Here is a 15,596-nt window from a genome sequence, read left to right as displayed (position 1 = left end):
CCTGTTTAGGCTGACATAGACTTTAACTTAAATTAGGCTCATGCCTTTCAAAAAATCATAAAACATAAATATGCCAGAAACGATTAGCATCATTCCCATGACTTTGTTTATACGATTAAACCAGATTTTATTTTTAATTTTTTTACCTAACACTGCACCTGCCCAAGAATAAAGACAGGGCGCGCCAGCTGCACCCAGTGAAATGAGCAATGATACTAAGAATATTTGAACGCCAATGATATGTGCTGTCGGGTACATAATGGTTGTAACAGGCAGAATCACTAAAATTCCTTTTGGGTTTAAAGCTTGTATCCAGAAACCATTCCAGAATGAAAGTGCCTGAACTTCAGTGGCTTCGTCACTAATATCAATATCTGACTTTAGCATTTGATATGAAAGGTAAAACGTATAACACGCGCCAAACAAAGCAATATAGTGCAAGGCATTTTGTGGAATGATCGCGGCACCGATATATCCAAAAATCATGAATAACATCAGCATTGCACAACCGACACCTATAAAAAAATAAATTGTTCTTTTGAATTGTCCGGTTAGCCCAGCGTTTAGTCCCATAAAATTTACAGGACCAGGGCTATACATCACACTCAAGGTATAAAAAAAGATTTCCATAACGTATCTGCTGAAACAAAAACAACCCAGCATAGTGACTCGCAAATTTATGGTCTTGTACGTTTGTGATGGCTCCTGCACAAACGTACAAGACGAGAAAAATCTAAATGAGTCATGATGAGCGAGTTAAAGTTATGATTCAGGAAAGAGGTTTATGTTTGACACAAAAATTGCGCTGATTGTCCGTAATGATCTTGCGACGTGGCAGAGATTAAATGTGGTGGCTTTTTTGGCAACGGGGATTGCCTCTGCTGTACCTGAAATGTTGGGGAAACCTTATATCGATGCGAATGGCTATGAGTATGGCAACATGTTAGGGCAGCCGATGTTGGTATTTGAGGGGGAGTTATCTGGTCTACAAAAAGCACATCGGAAAGCAATTGAGCAAGATTTAACGATAATTCCCTATGTACATGCCATGTTTTCTACAGGAAATGATGAGGATAATCGGGCGGTTTTTTTAGCTGACGATGCGAATCAACTAAATTTGGTCGGAGTGGCGTTAAGAGGACCTAAAAAGGCAGTTGATAAAGCAATTAAAGGACTTTCTTTACATCAATAAGATTTTTATTGGAAGAATGATAAAACCCACTTTTTGAGCAAAAGTGGGTTTTATTTAAAAATGATGATTAAACTTTATCTTGAGTCTTGGTCTCAAAATCACTCGCATCATGGCGTTCATGCAACTGTGTAGCTAAATCACCAAAAGTACGGTTGACCATACGACCACGTTGAACCGCAGGGCGCGCTAAAATCGCATCTGCCCAGCGCTGAACATTTTTATATTGATCGACACCTAAAAACTCCGCGCCGTTATACACCCAGTTTTTAACAAGACCACCATACCAAGGAAACGCCGCAATATCAGCGATGCTATATTCAGAACCAGCCAAATATTCATGCTTTGCTAGATGCTGATCTAACACATCAAGTAAGCGTTTTGTTTCCAAGGCAAAGCGGTTAACCGCATATTCAACTTTAATGGGTGCATAAGCATAAAAATGCCCAAAACCACCACCTAAGTATGGCGCGCTACCCATTTGCCAGAATAACCAATTAAGGCATTCAGTACGTGCAGCAATATCAGTTGGAATGAAAGCTTTAAACTTTTCAGCCAAGTAAAGCAAAATTGAGCCAGATTCAAACACTCTTAATGGTGGGTTTTGGCTATGGTCAACTAATGCTGGAATTTTAGAGTTGGGATTAATTTCGACAAAGCCACTGCCAAATTGCTGTCCTTCACCAATTTTAATCAGCCATGCATCATATTCAGCATCTTGATGACCTAATGCTAAAAGCTCTTCTAGCAAAATAGTGACTTTTTGACCATTAGGCGTTGCTAAAGAATAGAGCTGGAGCGGATGTTTCCCTACTGGAAGTGTATGCTCGTAACGCGCACCTGAGGTAGGTTGGTTTAAATCGGTTTTCTCTCCAGTCCATTGCCAAACTTGTGGAGGAATATAGTTTGAATCGCTCATTTTTTATCTCATGTTTGGTGTAAATATAAGGATTTATTTATGTCGCAAGGCAAGCCATTTTTGTACGGTCGGTCGTTGCCATTGCTGTAATGCATAGTTTTTTAAACGTTCTGGTACAACATCACCATTTTGAATAAGGCGTTGCAGCATCAGGGCAAGTTCAGCATCCACAATGCTCCATGAACCAAAAAGAAATTCGGCATCAGACGCAAGAAGTTTTTCTGCAACAAAGAAAAGTTTCTCCGCAGCTTTTTTGCCTTCTTCTGAAAGTGGAGTGGACTTGGGCTGAATAAAAATAACATCGGTTGGTCGTTCAGTTCTTAGTGCAATTAAGTCTGATCGGAGCCATGCCTGAATTTGTCTTGCTCTTGCGCGTGCTTGAATATCTTTTGGATAAATAGATGTGTTTGGATAAAGCTCTTCAAGATATTCCAAAATGGCAGATGATTCTGATAAGGCAAAATCGTTATGCTCAAGTACAGGCACTTTGGCAGTTAATGACTTTGCTACATAAGATTTTTCAAACTGGCCTTGCTGGCCTAAGTTGATGGTTGCTATTTCAAATGGAATTTGTTTTTCATGTAGCCCTACAAAAACTGTAAACGCGTAGGGGCTTAGAAATTGTGAATCTGTGTACAGCTTAAAATGTTCATTATTCATTGTTATTGTCCATGTCATAAAACAATCGGATCTAGTCTAAGTGAGCTGATCCAAGATTGGGTAGCTTTTTTGTGGAAAAGCTTTATCGGTTTTTGAATTAAGCCATTTCAGTGTTCTACGTTAGGGCTTAATGTGCTGAAAATGTTGACGAACAATGTTCAGCCATGCCTGTACGGCTGGTGAGACAGGAAGATTCTTTTTCCAAGCCATGACTAAGTGCCACTGAATATTTGGTTTTTCGAGTGGTACCGCTGCAAATAAACTAGGGTCAAGCATGTCGGTATAATACTGTGGGAGAAGCGCAATCCCCATACGTTGTAGCACCATATCTGCCAAGAGGTGCCATTGGCTGGTACGGCAAGCAATGGTTGGATAAAAACCATGCTGTTTACAGGCATCGAGAATAATACTGTTTAAAGAGAAATTTTCAGGAAACATTAAAAATGATTGGTGTTGTAGCTCTTCTAGATTTATTTTTTTGCGGGTTGCCCAACTCGCATCCCGACGTAAAAGAACCATTAAAGGGTAGTTACATAGCTCAATGCTATTAAAGATTTGCGTATCAAAAGGCTGCAATAAAACGCCAACATCTAACTCGTTATTAAGCAAAGCTTGTTCAATACCACGTGAACCCACTTCCATAAAAGCTAATTCAATATCTGGTAATTGTTGATGATAATCAAATAGAGCAGTCGTTAAGAGCTGTGAGCCTAAAGGCGGAACGCCAAGTTTTAAAGTTCCTGTTTTTAATTGTTGGTAGTTTTCTATCTCAAGAAAGATGTTCTGTTCTGCTTGAAGAAGCTCAATCGCATGTTGATAAATCCGCTCTCCAATTTCAGTTAATTCAATTTGTCTTTTACGGCCATGATCAGGTTTAACCAAAAGCTGTACCTGAAGTTGCTCTTCAAGCTGCTGTAATATTTTACTAATAGTCGGTTGAGTCAGATACAACTCTTCAGCAGTACGGGTAAAACTTTTAGTTTTTACCAGCGTAACGAAGCAATGTAGTGATTTTAGAGAAAGCATGATAAAGAATAAATTATTCCATTTTTGAATGATAATAACATGAATAATTCATATTTAGCAGCTTTAACCAAGATAGCATAATAGTGTAGTTAACCATTTAATTTCGCAAAATGAGTACTGAATCTGCTTCTGGAACACCCACACAACCTTCATTTTTAGTTTTAGTTAAACAAATTTTGATTTTGGCTGGTTTTTGGTGGGTCGGATATCTCTTACATCAAAAACTCGGTGTGCCTGTATCGGCAGGCATTTTAGGTATGTTTTTATTGCTTCTATGCCTGTTCTTTAAAATTATCAAAATGGATCAGGTGGCAATGGGAGCAACCGTTGTTTTAGGTGAACTGTTACTATTTTTCGTGCCCGTTGTAGTCGCCGTAGTTCAGTATAAAACTTTATTTATGACCGAAGGCTGGCAAATTGTCTTGAGCATTGCGGTTGGGACCATTTCGGTCATGCTCAGTACATGTCTGACGATTCATTATTACAATCGTTTGAAAGCTTATTTGCATGCTCGAAAACGTCTTCAACATAAGCATATCTAAAGAGCAAATGACATGAATATTTGGTCAATTCTTTGCCTGATCTGGACTTTGGTCGCCTATGTTGTGGCAAAGAAAATCTATCAGAAAAATCCAAAACTTTGGTTATCGCCTGCGATTAGCGTGCCTGTACTCACCATTATTTTGATGACGATTTTTGGAATTTCATATCAAACATATGCTGAAGATACGCAGTGGATTGTTAATTTATTAGGACCAGCAACGGTTGCTTTCGCTGTACCGATTTATCGTTATCGGGAAACGATTCGTAAAAACCTGGGGGTCCTTTCGATTGCGATTATTGTGGGGATGAGTGTAGGTGTGATGTCTGCCTATGAAATGGCACAGTGGTTCCACTTTAGCCCAGAAGTGACCAACAGTTTAATGGCACGTTCTATTTCAACACCATTTGCCATGATTTTAGCGGAAGATATTCACGGTTCGGCAGCATTGGTTTCACTATTTACCGTTATTACTGGTTTGGTTGGTATGATTTGCGGCGATGCAATTTTAGCGATTACTAAAATCCGTTCTAATGTAGCAAATGGGGCAGCTTTCGGAAATGCAGCCCACGGTTTTGGTACAGTTAGAGCACAGCAAAGAAATAGTGAAGAAGGAGTGATTGCAAGTTTAACCATGGTAATCGCAGGTATTTTAATGGTATTGATTGGACCATTTGCGATTCATCTATGGTTGCTGTTGTAGGTTTTATCTAACTTGATTTGTCATGTTGTTGAATAATCTTTGATAGTTTTTTTATGGCTTGTCTCATTAGTTCGGGTTCAAAATCGCCTAAGCCAACAATTAAACCCGGACGTTGTTGTTCTTTTGAAAATGTCGGTGAAATTGCTTTAAGCGCAATGCCTACATCGACTGCCGAGCTCGCAACGTCAATATCATTAATATGATGAGCAAGCCATAACACCATATGCATGCCTTGATCGCCTGGCTGTAACCAAGCCAGCTCTTGAGGTATGTATTTTTCAATCAAGCCAATAATGTATTCTCGAACTTCTGCATAGACATTTCGAGTCCGTCGAATATGCCGCTCTAAATAGCCTTCTTGAATAAAAGCAGCCAAAACATGTTGGTCCGCAGCAGGTGGGTGTCGATCAATTAAGACTCTGAGCCCACAAAAAGGTGCCACCAGTTCCTTAGGTAACACAGCATAGCCAAGCCTAAGCGATGGAAATAAGACTTTACTGAAAGTCCCAAGATAAATGACTTGATCGGGTGCCATACCTTGTAACGATGGGAAGGGCTGACCGTTATAACGGAGTTCACTGTCATAGTCATCTTCAATGATCCATGCATTTTGCTGTTTTGCCCAAGCCAATAAAGCAGTACGTCTTGCTAGACTCATCGGCATGCCAAGTGGATATTGGTGAGACGGCGTCACAAATGCGGCACGTGCATTTTTCGAAAGTCTAATTCCGGTTTCAACCTGAATACCTTCTTCATCGACAGGAACACGCACCATCCGAATGTTTTGTACAGCATGTTCAAAAATGGCTGTTGTACCGCGATAAGCTGGATCTTCAATCCAAACTTCATCCTTTACTTCAAATAAAATCTGGCTGCAAATATAAAGTGATTGCTGAATACCGGGAGTAATTACAATTTGTTCAGGTTCGCAGTGGACAGAGCGTGATCGGCGTACATAGTCTGCTATAGCAACTCTGAGTGATAGAACGCCTTGAGGCTCGCCATAACCCGAAGGAGCACCAGCACCTCGAGATCTAAATTTATTACCAAACTTACGCCAAATATCACTCGGTTGGGTACGGGCAATCGGGACAGATACTGCAAAAGGGGCATGAGGAAGTGGTTTAAACTCTTTAAGCACTTGGGCATAAGAACGTGCCGATTTCGTCAAAGGGATTGAGTTAGGTGTGGTCTCTTTTTGAGAATGTTGCGGCGTAGTTTTTTTAGTTAAAGCATGAGACACATAGGTGCCCGTTCGTGCTTGAGAGTCAAACACACCTTCGGCTAAAAGCTGATCGTAAGCTTCGATAATCGTTCCGCGAGCGACCCCAAGTGTTAGAGCCAATTCACGTGAAGAAGGCAACGGATCGCCGGGCTGTAAATCACCACTTTGTACAGCTTCACGCAAAGCTTGGGTCAGTTGAGCACTTATCTTTCCTTGGCTTTTATTAATCTTTGCAATCGACGGAAGTTCAACAACTTTTGCCATTCTTGCCATAATTCTGGTCTACTTAAAAAAATACAAAGTGGTTCTTTTTAATAAACCACATAAACCAGAAAATTTACAACACAAAATATAAATAATCCTGATATTTACAGCGAGGTTTTGAGCCATGTATATCCCCGATGATTATGCAGAAAACCGTTTGAACGTATTGCATTCTCTTATTACCGAATATCCATTTGGTGTGCTTTTTACTCATGGAGGTAATGGCTTAGATGCAAATCATCTTCCATTTGAATTACAGGCAAGCGAAGGGGAATTGGGTGTACTACGTGCGCATGTGTCTAGAGTTAATCCAGTCTGGCAGGATATTAAAAATGGAGATGAGGTGTTGGTCGTGTTTCAAGCAGGCGATGCTTATATTTCACCAAACTGGTACCCATCCAAACATGAACAGCACAGACAAGTGCCGACGTGGAACTACAGGGTTGTGCATGCTCATGGCAAAGTAACAGTTCACGATGATGAACGTTACGTTCGCGGTGTCGTGGCTCGTTTAACCCGTACCCACGAAGCATCTCAACCTGAACCATGGAAAATGTCCGATGCACCAAAGGACTATCTTGAACCGATGTTAAAAGCCATTGTAGGTATTGAGATTGAAATTACCAAGCTACGAGGCAAATCAAAACTTGGGCAAAACAAAGAACGTCGAGATATTTTGGGCGCGGCAGATGGCCTATCGAAATCTGGTCATCAAACCATAGCCGATGCCATGTACAGTGTGGCTGAGTTAAATAAATAATTTCGAAAATATACAACTTTAATATCAATTGAGGAGACAAAGATGTCTTTTACTACACCTGTTGAGTTGGTAGGTGAGCACGTTATTTTAAAGCCCTTAGACTTAACTCAAGCTGAATCACTAGCAGAGGCTGTTTGTGATGGGGAACTTTATAATCTTTGGTATACCCGTGTGCCAAGACCTGAACAAATGGCTGCTGAAATTGAAAGACGTCTCGGTTTACAAAGTTTTGGTTCTATGTTGCCATTTTATATTGAAGACCGTAAAACAGGTCGGGCGTTAGGTATGACAACTTTAATGCATATTGAAGAAGCCCATCGCCGTGTAGAAATTGGTTCGACGTGGTACCGAAAATCTGCACAGCGCTCACCTGTAAATACTGAGTGTAAAAAGCTACTGTTGGCTCATGCATTTGAGTCATTGAACTGTATTGCGGTTGAGTTACGTACATCTTCTTTAAATGTTCAAAGTCAAACTGCAATTGTACGTTTAGGTGCAAAGCTTGATGGTGTGCTGAGAAGTCATCAAATTGTGAAAGATGATATTTTGCGGGACACTCACGTTTATAGCATTTTAAAACATGAGTGGCCTGCGGTTCGCCAAAATCTGGAATGGATGTTGAATAAACCGCGATAGGAATTAATGCAGAAGTCTATATTCTTGCGGAGTATTACCCGTCCAGTTTTTAAATGCTCTGCTAAAAGAATTGTGCTCTTGAAAGCCCAATAGAAATGAAATTTCACCCGTGCTCATTGATGATTTTTCTAAATAATGTTGGGCAAGAGATTGACGTGTCGCATCCAAAAGCGTTTTAAAATTAGTTTGCTCTTCTAAAAGTAGCCGTTGTAGCGTACGTTTGCTCATCGTGAGTCGTTGAGCAACATCTTCTATTGTACACAGTCCAGCAGGTAGGTTTTCTAAAAGTATTGCTTTAACTTTTTCGCTAACTGTTGCATCTTCATCAAGCTGTATAAGACTACGTTGCAAATTTGGCTCGAAAAAAGACCACATGGTCGGGTTGGCTGTTAAAAAAGGACGTTCAGCATCTTGGCGTGAAAAGACAATCGAAATGTGTTCACTTTTTTGTGGAAGTACGCCAAAAAATGTTTTGTATTCTGCTAGATGACTAGGCAAATCGGGCAGCGTAACTTTCAAAGGTATAACCTGATGTCTTGTACATATTCTTGCTAATTGAGCAAAAAAGACCAGTTCTGACATGGCAAGACTTTGCGGCGTTGGCGTAGATACATTATAAAATTTGAGTTCTAGCGTTGTTGTGTCGTTATCAATTGCTACTTGTAACTGCATTGGCCCAACAAGTCTTTTAAATTCAGATAGACGCTGTATCGCAATATTAAAGTTTGGACTACAAATACAGGCAAAAATCGCTGGATCAAACAGTTCAACTGTAATCATTTGACCAATTTTTAAAGGTAAGTCATTTATTCCAGCAAGTTGTTCAATTGCGTGCCAAAAATTGAAATATTGAACGGGCGTAAGACTTGCATCTTTACGGTTAAATAAATCAAGTGGCAGAGATGCCAAACGTAATGCATCTTCAACATTTATGCCAAGGTCATTAAGTAATAACTTCCAGTTGGTATTTAGGGCAAAATTTGAAGCATATTTCATTTGAGCATCTCAACATTAAATTTATATGGGTCACTTCATTTATTTAATAACTGACATCACCATACGATCAAACACACGGTCGCCAAACCATTTACGTACAAATATCATCAGTTTGGCATATTTTCCACCCACATAACGTGTTTTAGGTGAGGATGCATGGACGGCTTTCATGAGCATATCAACGACCACTTGCACATCTGAAAGAGCACCTTTTTCAACAGAGGTATGTGTTGCATTAGCAACTGCCGTCGCCATGTGGCTGTAGGCACTTTGCCCTGAACGTTCAAGCATAGGCTTGACCATTACATCTGCAAATTCAGTTGCGATAGCGCCGGGTTCAATGACAACAACATCAATGTTAAATGATTTTAATTCTAAACGTAGACAGTCAGACCAACCTTCAACTGCATGTTTGCTCGCATGATACCAACTACCAAGTGGGGTATAAATTTTCCCACCCATTGATGAAATGTTGATAATACGCCCTGCATTTTTTTACGCATACTAGGCAGAACCTTTTGGGTTAAATAGGCCATACCAAACAGATTCACTTCAAATTGATAGCGTGCATCGGCAAGGGTAGTATCCTCCATAGCACCATACATGCCGAAGCCTGCGCAGTTAACTAAAATATCAACACCATGGGTTTCTTTTTCAATTGTTTTCACAACTTGGTCGATATCATCCTGATTGGTAATATCCATTTTTAATGTATGAGCACCAAGTGCTTTTAGTTCTTGCATAGCATCAACGCGACGGGCAACGGCATAAACAGTTGCACCTTCTTTGAGTAATGCTTTGGTAAATGCTTTTCCCATACCAGATGATGCGCCTGTGATGAGAACGATTTTTTCTTTAACTATGTTCATATTCTGTCTCTCAACTAAAGTTTTAAGGAACTTGCTTTTCGATAGAGACATCATAGAAATTTGAACAATATTCATCCAAATCGAATGGCGACAATGTTTAATCAAAGTACGCCAAATTTTTAAAATATTATTTCCTCGAAATAAGAGCAGATGCACAAAGTTAAATTAAAGCTTCTGGCCGTCTTTTGCTTAACCATAGTAATGAGCATGCTGCAATTACCAGCCACGGTACTAAAGCAATATTCATGGCTTCCCAGCCAAATAAATCGAGTAAAGCACCTGCGCTAAAAGAACAAATTAAGCCGACAACAAAAACAGTCATGTCGTTAATGGCTTGGGCCTTAGCTTTTTCAGCTGCTGTATACGTTCCGGTAAGTAAAGAAGTGCTGCCAATAAATAAAAAGTTCCATCCCACACCTAATAAAATTAAAGAAATAGCAAAAGATGCGAACTGAATACCTGAGAGAGCAAATCCGATATAGCAGGCAAATAATAAAAGACCTGCAAACATGATTTTAAGCACACCAAAGCGAGCAATTAAATTTCCAGTAAAAAATGAGGGTAAAAACATACCAAGTACATGTAGTTGAATGACTGTCGTAATTGACCCAAGTTCATGGTGTGAATGTCGCATAGCAATTGGTGTGGCAGTCATACCTAAAATCATGATGCCGTAACCTGTTACTGCGCCAAACAGAGCAACTAAATAGGTGGGTTGAAAGACAATCTGTTGCCATGGACGACCAGCAGTAAAGTCAGACTTTTGCTCAACTGTATTGGCAATATGTAGGCTAGATAAAATCCCCATTGCCACAAGTGAGATGATACTAATAATTAAAAATGAACCGATATATTCTAAATGCTGGAATAAGGGTCCACCAAAACGGGCTAAAGTCGGACCAATGAGAGCTGCAACAATTCCACCTGCCATAACCCAAGAAATAGCGCGTGAGCGGAACGCATCATTTGCAACTTCACTGGCAGCAAAACGATAAAACTGGGCAAAGGATTGATATGCGCCAACACATAACGTGCCTAAGGCTAAAAGTATAAGTGAACTATAAAAAATTCCGATTGATGCAATAATGCCGCCGAGCACACCTAAAAAAGCACCGAATAGAAAACCGTTACGTCGTCCTACACGTGCCATGAGCATTGATGCAGGGAACATCATTAAAGCCGTACCCAAAAACATAGATGCGATGGGCAGTGTTGCAAGTGTTGGGGTATTTGCAATATTTGCCCCAGCCAAACCACCAATGGTCATGACCATGACGGAAACGGTTTGGAAAAGTGATTGGGAACTCGCCAAAATTAATACTTGGCGGTGCATAGTATTTTGAAGCATAAAGAGCCTTTAATTATATTCAGCAATGGCTGAGGCTAGGTGTCCGGTTTTTACATAAAGACAAGCGCCAGACAAACCCGCTTGAAAATGGGCAGGTGTTTTTGGAGGTAGACGTATCCATGTTCCAGCGTCAAAAACTATTTCTTTATCAATTAATTGACCTTGGGTAATCAAAATTTCGATTCCACCCTCAGCTTCTTCAGTAAAAAGTTGCTGCGGTTTAAGTTTTTCTAAATAAGTGTGTTCATAACTTGCATCAACCAATGTGCAAATTAAACGCGAACCTATTTCTTGCCATTGTGTTGGGTCGTTGGTATTGATTCGTAAGCTTTGAGTTTCTGACGTAGGAATTTGCATAAGTTTGACAAAAATCAATGTACCTTCTTCACTCGATGGTTGGTGTGCTGACTGATGGGGACTCCGTAAATACCATCCAGCGGCGTAGTGCAGATTTTGATTTTCAGTAAATACGCCTGAAAGTACGAGGATTTCTTCACCATGATGATGTCGATGTTCAGGGAAGGTTGTATGGGGCGCATATTTCACTAAACTGGTCGCACGGGCTACTTCATCACCAATACGATCAAGCATGACCCGATCAACTTCTCCACGGGGAGATTTCACCCAATGATAGTCTTCAGGTTTGATAATCACAGCCTGTGAAAAATCGGCATGGATCAACATGACTACTCTCCTCGTAAACTAAATTCTCTTTATTCAATAACAAAATAAATAAAGTGAGTGAGCAAGCCTACTCAAGATGTAAAAATTTAATCGTTATGAATAGATTACAGAGCATTTTAGAAATAAAGATTTATAAGTACAAATGAGATAATCTACTTATCCAATAAAGAAAATCTTTAGTGCCTATGAATTCACCAGTTTATTTGAATGCACTTCGTGCTTTTGAAGCCAGCGCACGCCACAAAAGTTTTTCTGCTGCGGCAAAAGAGTTGAATGTGACTCCAGCCGCAGTGGGGCAATTGGTACGTACACTTGAAGATTGGTTAGGCTTTCCGTTGTTTCATCGGCAAACTAACGGTAAAAATCGACTGGTCGCTACTGAACTGGCTGAATCGGTTTTACCGGATATTCGGGCGGGTTTTGATAAGCTCACTTTGGCTTTGGAGAAATTAAAACAAGATTCTCTATCAGGTGTGCTTAATATTGCGGTCAGTCCAGCATTTGCCGAAAAATGGCTATTACCAAGAATTGATCATTTTCAAAAACAATATCCAGATATTGATATTCGTTTAGACATTAACTTGAAAACCGTAGATTTTTTAGAACAAAAAGTCGATGTGGGTGTCAGATATGGTCAAGGACAATGGCAAGGTTTAGAAGCCGTTAAACTTATGGATGAAGAGGTTTATCCCGTATGTTCGCCCGCATTTTTAAATGAACATTCATTTCTCTTAACCCCAAATGATCTGAAAAATATCACTTTAATTCATGATCTTTCTATGGAAAAACATCAACAATTTCCGGGGTGGCAATCTTGGCTAAAAAGTGTAGGTTTGAATGACATCAATATTAGCCGTGGTATGCAAATCAACAGTTCATCTGCAGTTTTACAGGCTGCAATGGAAGGACATGGTGTTGCATTAGCGCGTAGTGTTATGGTGCAAAAAGATATACAAACCGGGCGTTTGATACGATTATTTCCTCAAATTCACTTCTCATCGCCCTTTTCTTATTATTTGGTGTACCGACCACAATACGCAAATTTGCCTAAAGTCAAAATCTGTCTAGATTGGTTTTTTGAAGAAATTCATCGAATATAAAATTAATCATTAACCTGAAGTTAATAACAGCTCATCTAGGTTGATTGATCGAAACTCCATAAAGCGTTTCTATAGATACAGAACAAAACTGCGATCTATATAGGTAAGCACATGGAAGGATCAGTTCAGAATAAAGAACGGTTATGGACAAAGCGGCGTCATGCCAAACAACTAAAATTAGAGATGGCAAACCAATATACCGATGGTGTGGTGATTCCAACTCAAGACATTATTAAAGTTTTAGAAACCTTAATTACACCGGGTGACAGAGTTGTACTCGAAGGGAATAACCAAAAGCAGGCAGATTTCCTTTCGCGTTCTTTAGCACAAACCAATCCAGATGTTTTGCATGATTTACATATGATCATGCCAAGCGTTGGGCGTTCGGAACATCTTGATCTGTTTGAAAAAGGCATTGCGCGTAAGCTCGATTTTTCTTTTGCTGGCCCACAAAGTTTACGCATTAGCCAGTTAATTGAAGATGGACTGCTAGAGATTGGTGCCATACACACTTATATCGAATTGTATTCACGTTTGGTGGTTGACCTTATTCCAAATGTGGTGCTCTCGGCGGGCTTTATGGCAGACCGTCAAGGCAATATCTATACAGGTCCAAGTACCGAAGATTCTCCAGCACTTATTGAACCTGCGGCTTTTAGTGACGGTATTGTGATTGTTCAGGTGAATGAACTGGTCGATGACGTCTCAGAGTTACCACGTGTCGATATTCCTGCCTCTTGGGTGGATTATGTAGTGGTTGCAGACCAGCCATTTTATATCGAACCCTTGTTTACCCGTGACCCGAAACATATCAAGCCTGTGCATGTACTCATGGCAATGATGGCAATTCGCGGAATTTATGAGAAGCATAATGTGCAATCGTTAAACCATGGCATTGGTTTTAACACTGCGGCAATTGAACTGATTTTACCGACCTATGGTGAATCTTTAGGTTTAAAAGGAAAAATTTGCCGAAACTGGACACTGAATCCGCATCCAACCTTAATTCCAGCGATTGAAACAGGTTGGGTTGAAAGCGTGCATTGTTTTGGTACCGAACTCGGTATGGAAAAATATGTTGCAGCTCGTCCTGATGTGTTCTTTACAGGTCGTGATGGTGCTTTACGTTCTAACCGTATGATGTGTCAGCTTGCAGGTCAATACGCCGTTGACCTATTTATCGGTGCAACTTTGCAAGTTGATGGCATGGGCCATTCTTCGACTGTTACCAAAGGTCGTTTAGCTGGTTTCGGTGGTGCACCAAACATGGGGCATGATCCGCGTGGCCGTCGTCACGATACGCCAGCATGGTTAGATATGCGTTTGCAAGGTGCCAATGAAACTGAAACCTATTTGGCACGTGGTAAAAAACTCGTTGTACAAATGGTGGAAACCTTCCAAGAGGGTGGCAAGCCAACTTTTGTGGATCGTCTCGATGCCATTGATGTTGCTAAAACAGCAGGCCTACCTTTAGCACCAATCATGATTTATGGTGATGATGTCACCCATCTACTGACTGAAGAAGGCATTGCTTATCTATATAAAGCAAGCAGCCAAGAAGAGCGCCAAGCCATGATCGCTGCGGTGGCAGGCGTGACCAGTATTGGTTTAACTCAGGACCCTAAAACAACAGCACGTTTAAGAAGCGAAGGCTTGGTGGTATTCCCTGAAGATTTAGGTATTCGCCGCACCGATGCAACACGTGAGCTTTTAGCTGCAAAAAATATTGCTGACTTGGTGACATGGTCTGATGGTTTATATCAACCACCTGCAAAATTCAGGAGTTGGTAATGATGACACAAGTTCAATATCAAACACTTAGCGATAGTCAGCTTTTAGCAGATATGGCGGTCGAGGCTTTAATTGATGAAGTTAATCTAACACCTAAACCAGCATTGGTAGATCGCCGTGGCAGTGGTGCACATGATGACCTGACTTTTGAGTTAATGGAGCGCTCTGCGAAAAGTTTAGGACCCATGTTTGAAGCGATGGCTCAAGCTGCAAAGCATCATGGAAAAGCTTGTTTGGCCTTACGTGAAGACATTGGAGAAATTGGCCGCCAAGGTGAAAACACTATGATGTTGGCAACAGATGGTGTTAACACACACCGCGGTGCAATTTGGGCCTTGGGTTTAATGGTTACGGCAGCAGCATTAGCGCGCAGTAATCAACAGTACTTATCGGCTGTTGAGCTATGCCATTTAGCAGGCCAGATTGCTCAGCTTGAAGATCGTTTTATTCCAAAGCAGGCCTTGAGTCATGGTCAGCAAGTACAAAAGAAATTAGGCATCTTAGGTGCTAAAGAACAGGCTCAACAAGGTTTTCCAACTATTGTGAATTTTGGTTTAAAGCAGCTTTACCAAAGTCGTAGTAAACCAATGAAAGAAGAGTTCGCTCGTTTAGATGCCTTACTTGCGATGATGACCGATCTGACCGATACATGTGTGCTTTATCGATCTGGAACAAATGGCTTAAAACGTATGCAACAAGGTGCTCAGCAAGTACTTGATTTGGGCGGCAGCTCAAGCTTAGAAGGCCGACGTGCTTTGCATCTTTTAGAGATTGACTTGCTTCGGATGAAAGCTTCTGCTGGTGGTGCCGCAGATTTGTTGGCAGCAACATTGTTTATAGATCGTGCTGAGCAGTCATCTGGAAAAAATGAAAAGGGATTTTGAT

Annotated in this window: 16 protein-coding genes and 1 pseudogene; 8 read left to right on the top strand and 9 right to left on the bottom strand. The window is 40.6% G+C overall.

The window, feature by feature from the left end; genetic code table 11:
* Positions 1-27 precede the first annotated feature (27 nt).
* The gene (locus QLG01_RS15755) at positions 28-630 is read right to left on the bottom strand and encodes a LysE family translocator (protein ID WP_013198191.1); all 603 of its coding nucleotides are present in this window, start codon (positions 628-630) and stop codon (positions 28-30) included.
* 154 nt (positions 631-784) lie between these two features.
* Here QLG01_RS15755 and QLG01_RS15750 point away from each other — a divergent pair, with 154 nt between their 5' ends.
* A complete protein-coding gene (locus tag QLG01_RS15750; protein ID WP_005304339.1) occupies positions 785-1,192 on the top strand; it encodes a DUF2000 domain-containing protein in 408 nt (135 codons plus the stop codon).
* A gap of 67 nt (positions 1,193-1,259) precedes the next feature.
* Here QLG01_RS15750 and yghU read toward each other — a convergent pair whose 3' ends face one another.
* The 3 genes from yghU to QLG01_RS15735 form a co-directional block, all read right to left on the bottom strand.
* On the bottom strand, positions 1,260-2,108 hold the full coding sequence (yghU, locus tag QLG01_RS15745) for a glutathione-dependent disulfide-bond oxidoreductase (protein WP_013198190.1): 849 nt from the start codon (positions 2,106-2,108) through the stop codon (positions 1,260-1,262).
* Between the two features lie 33 nt (positions 2,109-2,141).
* On the bottom strand, positions 2,142-2,768 hold the full coding sequence (gene yfcF, locus QLG01_RS15740) for a glutathione transferase (RefSeq protein ID WP_250374307.1): 627 nt from the start codon (positions 2,766-2,768) through the stop codon (positions 2,142-2,144).
* A gap of 120 nt (positions 2,769-2,888) precedes the next feature.
* Positions 2,889-3,794 (bottom strand): LysR family transcriptional regulator, encoded by a 906-nt coding sequence (locus QLG01_RS15735; RefSeq protein WP_282496898.1) that lies wholly within the window; start codon positions 3,792-3,794, stop codon positions 2,889-2,891.
* A gap of 110 nt (positions 3,795-3,904) precedes the next feature.
* On the opposite strand from QLG01_RS15735, the gene QLG01_RS15730 reads away from it, so the two are divergent.
* Together QLG01_RS15730 and QLG01_RS15725 are read left to right on the top strand one after the other, a co-directional pair.
* Positions 3,905-4,336 carry a CidA/LrgA family protein gene (locus tag QLG01_RS15730; protein ID WP_062849780.1) on the top strand — a complete coding sequence of 144 codons (432 nt, stop codon included), beginning with the start codon at positions 3,905-3,907 and terminating at the stop codon, positions 4,334-4,336.
* 12 nt (positions 4,337-4,348) lie between these two features.
* Positions 4,349-5,038 carry an LrgB family protein gene (locus QLG01_RS15725; protein ID WP_005304352.1) on the top strand — a complete coding sequence of 230 codons (690 nt, stop codon included), beginning with the start codon at positions 4,349-4,351 and terminating at the stop codon, positions 5,036-5,038.
* A 7-nt stretch (positions 5,039-5,045) separates the two neighbouring features.
* On the opposite strand, the gene QLG01_RS15720 is transcribed toward QLG01_RS15725, so the two are convergent.
* Positions 5,046-6,536, bottom strand: coding sequence for a PLP-dependent aminotransferase family protein (locus QLG01_RS15720; RefSeq protein WP_282496897.1), 1,491 nt, complete (start codon positions 6,534-6,536; stop codon positions 5,046-5,048).
* Positions 6,537-6,651: 115 nt separating this feature from the next.
* Between QLG01_RS15720 and QLG01_RS15715 the strand changes: the two genes are divergently transcribed.
* Both QLG01_RS15715 and QLG01_RS15710 read left to right on the top strand, forming a co-directional pair.
* Complete coding sequence (locus QLG01_RS15715; RefSeq protein ID WP_282496896.1) at positions 6,652-7,287, top strand: FMN-binding negative transcriptional regulator; 636 nt, start codon at positions 6,652-6,654, stop codon at positions 7,285-7,287.
* Positions 7,288-7,329: 42 nt separating this feature from the next.
* Entirely contained in the window at positions 7,330-7,923 is a 594-nt protein-coding gene (locus QLG01_RS15710) for a GNAT family protein (RefSeq protein ID WP_282496895.1), read from the top strand.
* A gap of 3 nt (positions 7,924-7,926) precedes the next feature.
* On the opposite strand, the gene QLG01_RS15705 is transcribed toward QLG01_RS15710, so the two are convergent.
* The 4 genes and pseudogenes from QLG01_RS15705 to QLG01_RS15690 form a co-directional block, all read right to left on the bottom strand.
* Complete coding sequence (locus tag QLG01_RS15705) at positions 7,927-8,919, bottom strand: AraC family transcriptional regulator (protein ID WP_282496894.1); 993 nt, start codon at positions 8,917-8,919, stop codon at positions 7,927-7,929.
* A gap of 39 nt (positions 8,920-8,958) precedes the next feature.
* Positions 8,959-9,737 (bottom strand): annotated as a pseudogene (locus tag QLG01_RS15700) (oxidoreductase).
* Positions 9,738-9,948: 211 nt separating this feature from the next.
* Positions 9,949-11,136 (bottom strand): MFS transporter, encoded by a 1,188-nt coding sequence (locus QLG01_RS15695; protein ID WP_282496893.1) that lies wholly within the window; start codon positions 11,134-11,136, stop codon positions 9,949-9,951.
* A 9-nt stretch (positions 11,137-11,145) separates the two neighbouring features.
* Entirely contained in the window at positions 11,146-11,820 is a 675-nt protein-coding gene (locus QLG01_RS15690; RefSeq protein ID WP_282496892.1) for a cupin domain-containing protein, read from the bottom strand.
* 185 nt (positions 11,821-12,005) lie between these two features.
* On the opposite strand from QLG01_RS15690, the gene gcvA reads away from it, so the two are divergent.
* The 3 genes from gcvA (at position 12,006) to QLG01_RS15675 (ending at position 15,595) form a co-directional block, all read left to right on the top strand.
* Positions 12,006-12,920 (top strand): transcriptional regulator GcvA, encoded by a 915-nt coding sequence (gene gcvA / locus QLG01_RS15685; protein ID WP_001087996.1) that lies wholly within the window; start codon positions 12,006-12,008, stop codon positions 12,918-12,920.
* A gap of 111 nt (positions 12,921-13,031) precedes the next feature.
* Positions 13,032-14,711, top strand: coding sequence for a malonate decarboxylase subunit alpha (gene mdcA, locus QLG01_RS15680; RefSeq protein ID WP_198307695.1), 1,680 nt, complete (start codon positions 13,032-13,034; stop codon positions 14,709-14,711).
* Positions 14,711-15,595: a triphosphoribosyl-dephospho-CoA synthase gene (locus QLG01_RS15675; RefSeq protein WP_282496891.1), complete on the top strand. Its 885-nt coding sequence runs from the start codon at positions 14,711-14,713 to the stop codon at positions 15,593-15,595. The genes mdcA and QLG01_RS15675 overlap by 1 nt, the downstream gene beginning before the upstream one ends.
* The last annotated feature ends 1 nt before the right edge of the window (position 15,596 follow it).

It is taken from the genome of Acinetobacter sp. V89_4, assembly GCF_029967875.1.
In the GTDB taxonomy this organism is placed as follows: Bacteria; Pseudomonadota; Gammaproteobacteria; order Pseudomonadales; family Moraxellaceae; genus Acinetobacter; species Acinetobacter oleivorans.
The sequence above is the reverse complement of the archived record's forward strand: the minus strand, read 5'-3'. Positions and strand labels throughout refer to the sequence as shown.

Coding starts and splice junctions, on each gene's coding strand:
- QLG01_RS15755 (WP_013198191.1), bottom strand. CDS start 630: ATGGAAATCTTTTTTTATACCTTGAGTGTGATGTATAGCCCTGGTCCT.
- QLG01_RS15750 (WP_005304339.1), top strand. CDS start 785: ATGTTTGACACAAAAATTGCGCTGATTGTCCGTAATGATCTTGCGACG.
- yghU (WP_013198190.1), bottom strand. CDS start 2,108: ATGAGCGATTCAAACTATATTCCTCCACAAGTTTGGCAATGGACTGGA.
- yfcF (WP_250374307.1), bottom strand. CDS start 2,768: ATGAATAATGAACATTTTAAGCTGTACACAGATTCACAATTTCTAAGC.
- QLG01_RS15735 (WP_282496898.1), bottom strand. CDS start 3,794: ATGCTTTCTCTAAAATCACTACATTGCTTCGTTACGCTGGTAAAAACT.
- QLG01_RS15730 (WP_062849780.1), top strand. CDS start 3,905: ATGAGTACTGAATCTGCTTCTGGAACACCCACACAACCTTCATTTTTA.
- QLG01_RS15725 (WP_005304352.1), top strand. CDS start 4,349: ATGAATATTTGGTCAATTCTTTGCCTGATCTGGACTTTGGTCGCCTAT.
- QLG01_RS15720 (WP_282496897.1), bottom strand. CDS start 6,536: ATGGCAAGAATGGCAAAAGTTGTTGAACTTCCGTCGATTGCAAAGATT.
- QLG01_RS15715 (WP_282496896.1), top strand. CDS start 6,652: ATGTATATCCCCGATGATTATGCAGAAAACCGTTTGAACGTATTGCAT.
- QLG01_RS15710 (WP_282496895.1), top strand. CDS start 7,330: ATGTCTTTTACTACACCTGTTGAGTTGGTAGGTGAGCACGTTATTTTA.
- QLG01_RS15705 (WP_282496894.1), bottom strand. CDS start 8,919: ATGAAATATGCTTCAAATTTTGCCCTAAATACCAACTGGAAGTTATTA.
- QLG01_RS15695 (WP_282496893.1), bottom strand. CDS start 11,136: ATGCTTCAAAATACTATGCACCGCCAAGTATTAATTTTGGCGAGTTCC.
- QLG01_RS15690 (WP_282496892.1), bottom strand. CDS start 11,820: ATGTTGATCCATGCCGATTTTTCACAGGCTGTGATTATCAAACCTGAA.
- gcvA (WP_001087996.1), top strand. CDS start 12,006: ATGAATTCACCAGTTTATTTGAATGCACTTCGTGCTTTTGAAGCCAGC.
- mdcA (WP_198307695.1), top strand. CDS start 13,032: ATGGAAGGATCAGTTCAGAATAAAGAACGGTTATGGACAAAGCGGCGT.
- QLG01_RS15675 (WP_282496891.1), top strand. CDS start 14,711: ATGATGACACAAGTTCAATATCAAACACTTAGCGATAGTCAGCTTTTA.